At 67.4% G+C, this 3,502-nt stretch carries 5 protein-coding genes; 1 reads left to right on the top strand and 4 read right to left on the bottom strand.

Going from position 1 to position 3,502, the window contains the following annotated elements:
- The 4 genes from VFT73_RS05205 to VFT73_RS15280 all read right to left on the bottom strand — a co-directional run.
- Nucleotides 1–130, bottom strand: a 130-nt coding sequence (locus VFT73_RS05205) for an S-adenosylmethionine:tRNA ribosyltransferase-isomerase (protein WP_326409107.1), incomplete at its 3' end; no start/stop codon positions are given.
- A gap of 116 nt (nt 131–246) precedes the next feature.
- On the bottom strand, nt 247–951 hold the full coding sequence (gene pgl, locus VFT73_RS05210; RefSeq protein ID WP_326409104.1) for a 6-phosphogluconolactonase: 705 nt from the start codon (nt 949–951) through the stop codon (nt 247–249).
- A 19-nt stretch (nt 952–970) separates the two neighbouring features.
- A complete protein-coding gene (locus VFT73_RS05215) occupies nt 971–1,711 on the bottom strand; it encodes an energy transducer TonB (protein WP_326409105.1) in 741 nt (246 codons plus the stop codon).
- Between the two features lie 98 nt (nt 1,712–1,809).
- Entirely contained in the window at nt 1,810–1,941 is a 132-nt protein-coding gene (locus tag VFT73_RS15280) for a KGG domain-containing protein (RefSeq protein ID WP_414712792.1), read from the bottom strand.
- 229 nt (nt 1,942–2,170) lie between these two features.
- Between VFT73_RS15280 and VFT73_RS05220 the strand changes: the two genes are divergently transcribed.
- A partial coding sequence (locus VFT73_RS05220; protein ID WP_326409106.1) for a PQQ-binding-like beta-propeller repeat protein occupies nt 2,171–3,502 on the top strand: 1,332 nt, incomplete at its 3' end.

A 3,502-nucleotide genomic window follows, 5' to 3' on the forward strand; every position in this document is an offset into this window, starting at 1 on the left:
GATCGCGGACATGCGCGTCCTCGGTGCGCTCCCCATCGAGCAGCAGCAGCCGCGCGCTGTCGCGCGGGCTGGCCGGCCTGAGCGCGATCCGCTCAGGGGGCAGGTCGAAATCGAACAGGTCGACGCGCATGGCTTCCTATGATCAACGCCGTCATCCCAGCGAAAGCTGGGATCCATCTCCCGACCGGCGGGCTTGGCCGAACAGGCCGGAGATGGGCCCCAGCTTTCGCTGGGGCGACGGTCACATCACGGGCACCAATGGATATCGATCGGCTGCTCGGCTTCGGCGAGCACCCGGCCGATCGGCAGCTTCGAACTCTGCCCGTCGGCGATCGCCTGTTCGAGCACTTCGCGCTTCTGCTGGCCGGTGATGGTGATCAGCACCGTCCGCGCGGACAGGATCGCCGCGCGCGTCAGGGTTACTCGAGCGACCGGTGCATCGGACGGCAGCGGATCGGGCATGACACCGATCGCCCGCCGGGCCTTGGGCGCATCGAGCGCCCCCTGGAAGTCCGCACCCGGAAAGATCGACGCGGTATGCCCGTCGGCGCCCATTCCGAGCCACACCAGGTCCGGCGGCCACGGCAAGTCCTGCAGCCGCGCATCGGCCGCATTGCCGGCCGCCTTGTAATCGCCCGCAGCCTCGCTGGTCAGCGGAACGACGCGCGCGCCGAGCGGCAGGAATGCCCGGGCGATCTCGCGAACATTGGAAAGATCGCTGTCCACCGGCGCCAGCCGGTCGTCGGTCGGGATGATCGCGACCTTCTTCCACTGCAGCTTCTGCTCGGCGAGCTTCTTGAAGATCGCGGGGCCGGTCTTCCCGCCCGGAACCGCGATCAGCGATGCGTCGCGTGCGTCGATCGCGCTTTCGATGATGAAGCCGACGTCGCCCGCGACCGCGTCCGCGAGCTCGTCGATCGAATCATAGTCCCACCATTCGGCTTCAATCATGCTTATCCCTTCTTGCGCGCTATCGCGGCGCTCGTTGCGCGTATCCGAACCATCCTGCAACCGCCTGGCCGCTGCGGTTCACCGCCGGCCGGAAGCGCAGCCGGTCGTGCGCGAGGTTGCACACGGCCGAATCGATCGCCGCGATGCCGGTGCCGCGATCGACCGCGCACTCGCTGACATAGCCCCGCGCATCGACCCTCAAGCGGAGGAACACCGTCGCTCCGCGGGGCCATTGCTGCAGCAGGTCGCGCGGGAAATCGCGCCCGGTGAGCACGGGAGTCACCAGGTGCGGCGGATCGGCGACTCCATTGTCCCCGCCGCCTCCGGGGCCGCTCCCGCCCGAGCCGCTGCCGGTGCCCGTTCCGGTGCCGCCCGCGCCCGTGCCTGGACCCGCGACATTGGACGCGCCCTGCGTTGGAGCGGCGCCCTGCCGCGGAGTCTCGCTCGCCGCGATCTGCGGCACCGGAGGAACGACGATCTTCGGCTTGGGCGCCTCCACCGGTGTCGCCTCGCTCTTGATGTTCGGGGGCGCCGAGCCGCCTTCCTTCTCCTTCGGCTTCGGCTGTTGCGTTTGGGGCGGAGGAGGAGGCGGTGGTGGTGGCTGCGTGACGTCGAACATCTTCATCGCGTCGCGCGCATCCTCGAGAGTCATTCCGCCCCAATGGTGAAGCACCGCGAACAGCAGCGCCGCGTGGATCGCGATCACGACTGCGATGGCGCCTCCGCGGTCGCGTGTGCTGATGTCGGTGCGGTAGGCCACGGCTGCTCAACGCCACGCCCCCTCAGGCGTTGCGACAGGCATCTTGCCAGGAAATGCGCCGGGCGCAACGGCCCGGCGCAATCATGCGATAATGGATGTCAGCGGCTGGAGCTGCTCTTGCGGCCGCCGCCGTGGCTGGCCTTGCCGCCCTTGCTTGCGATTTCGCGCTGCTTCGCGGGATCCATCGCCGCGAATCCGCGCTTGGATCGGCCGCTTCGGTTCGTTGGCATATCTTATCTCCCGTCACTTCAGTGACGCGGGTCAAAACGCTGCTGAATTGCGGCGGTTCATATTGCTGATTGAGGTTAGGAACGGCTGTTCGGGGCGCGAGCGTTAACGGCCGCCTCACGTCAAATTTGTTGCGCAGGCGGAACCCGCAGCCGCGCCCGCGAATTCTGCACCCGCACCGCATCATCTCACATCGTTCGAAGAGGTTCTGCAACAAAGTCAGGGGGCGTAATGCGGCGAGTAGCCACCGCACTGACTGCGATCGGAATATTGGGCGCCGCCGGCGCGCTCATGTCCTGCAAGAAGAACGCGGCGGCGCCGACCTCCTCACCGCAGAGCTACGCGCAGATCAGCGGCGGACCGCATGCGCTCCCGCCAGCTGCCGCCGCGCCCGCCGATGACGGCAACTGGACGATGCCGGGCAAGAATTACGCATCGACGCGCTTCTCCGGCCTCAACCAGGTCACGCCGGCCAACGTCGGCAAGCTGGCGATCGCCTTCACCTTCTCAACCGCGACGCAAAAGGGCTTCGAAGCGCCGCCACTCGTCGTCAACGGCACGATGTACATCATCACGCCCTTTCCCAATTACCTCTACGCGCTCGACCTGACCAAGCCCGGCGCTCCGGCCAAGTGGACGTTCAAGCCCAAGCCCGCCGCCGCCTCGCAGGGCGTCGCCTGCTGCGACGTCGTCAACCGCGGCGCGGTCTATGACGACGGCAAGATCTTCTTCAACACGCTCGATGGGCAAACCTTCGCGGTCGACGCGAACAGCGGGCAGATGGTCTGGCGCACGCAGCTCGGCGACATCCAGAAGGGCGAGACCATCACCATGGCGCCGCTGGTCGCGGGCGGCAAAGTGCTGGTCGGCAATTCGGGCGGCGAGATGGGCGTCCGCGGGTGGATCGCCGCGCTCGACGAAGGCAGCGGCAAGCTCGCGTGGAAGGCCTACAGCACCGGCCCCGACAAGGACGTGCTGATCGGGCCGGACTTCCACCCCTATTACGCTTCCGATCGGGGCACGGACCTCGGGGTCAAGACCTGGCCGCCCAACGCGTGGCAGATCGGCGGCGGCAACGTGTGGGGCTGGATCAGCTACGATCCCGAGCTCCACATGATCTACTACGGCACCGGCAACCCCGGGCCGTGGAACCCCGACCAGCGTCCGGGCGACAACAAGTGGACGACCGGCGTGTTCGCGCGCGACCTCGATACCGGAAAGGCGCGCTGGTTCTACCAGACCACGCCGCACGACCTGTTCGACCATGACGACATCAACGAGATCATCCTCGCCGACATTCCGTGGCAGGGTGGCCGCCGGCCGGTGATGCTTCGCCCGGCGCGCGACGGGTTCTTTTACGTGATCGACCGCCGCACCGGACAGGTGCTGAGCGCCACGCCCTACGGCTACGTCAACGCGTATAAGGGCGTGGACCTCAGGACCGGCCGGATCATCCCGAACGAGGAGAAGGACCCGAAGGTCGGGCGCGTCGTGCGAGACATCTGCCCGGCGTCTCCGGGCCTCAAGGACTGGAACCCGGCCGCGTTCAGCCCGGTCACCGGA

It is taken from the genome of Sphingomonas sp., from assembly GCF_035758555.1.
In the GTDB taxonomy this organism is placed as follows: Bacteria; Pseudomonadota; Alphaproteobacteria; order Sphingomonadales; family Sphingomonadaceae; genus Sphingomonas_B.

Coding starts and splice junctions, on each gene's coding strand:
- pgl (WP_326409104.1), bottom strand. CDS start 951: ATGATTGAAGCCGAATGGTGGGACTATGATTCGATCGACGAGCTCGCG.
- VFT73_RS15280 (WP_414712792.1), bottom strand. CDS start 1,941: ATGCCAACGAACCGAAGCGGCCGATCCAAGCGCGGATTCGCGGCGATG.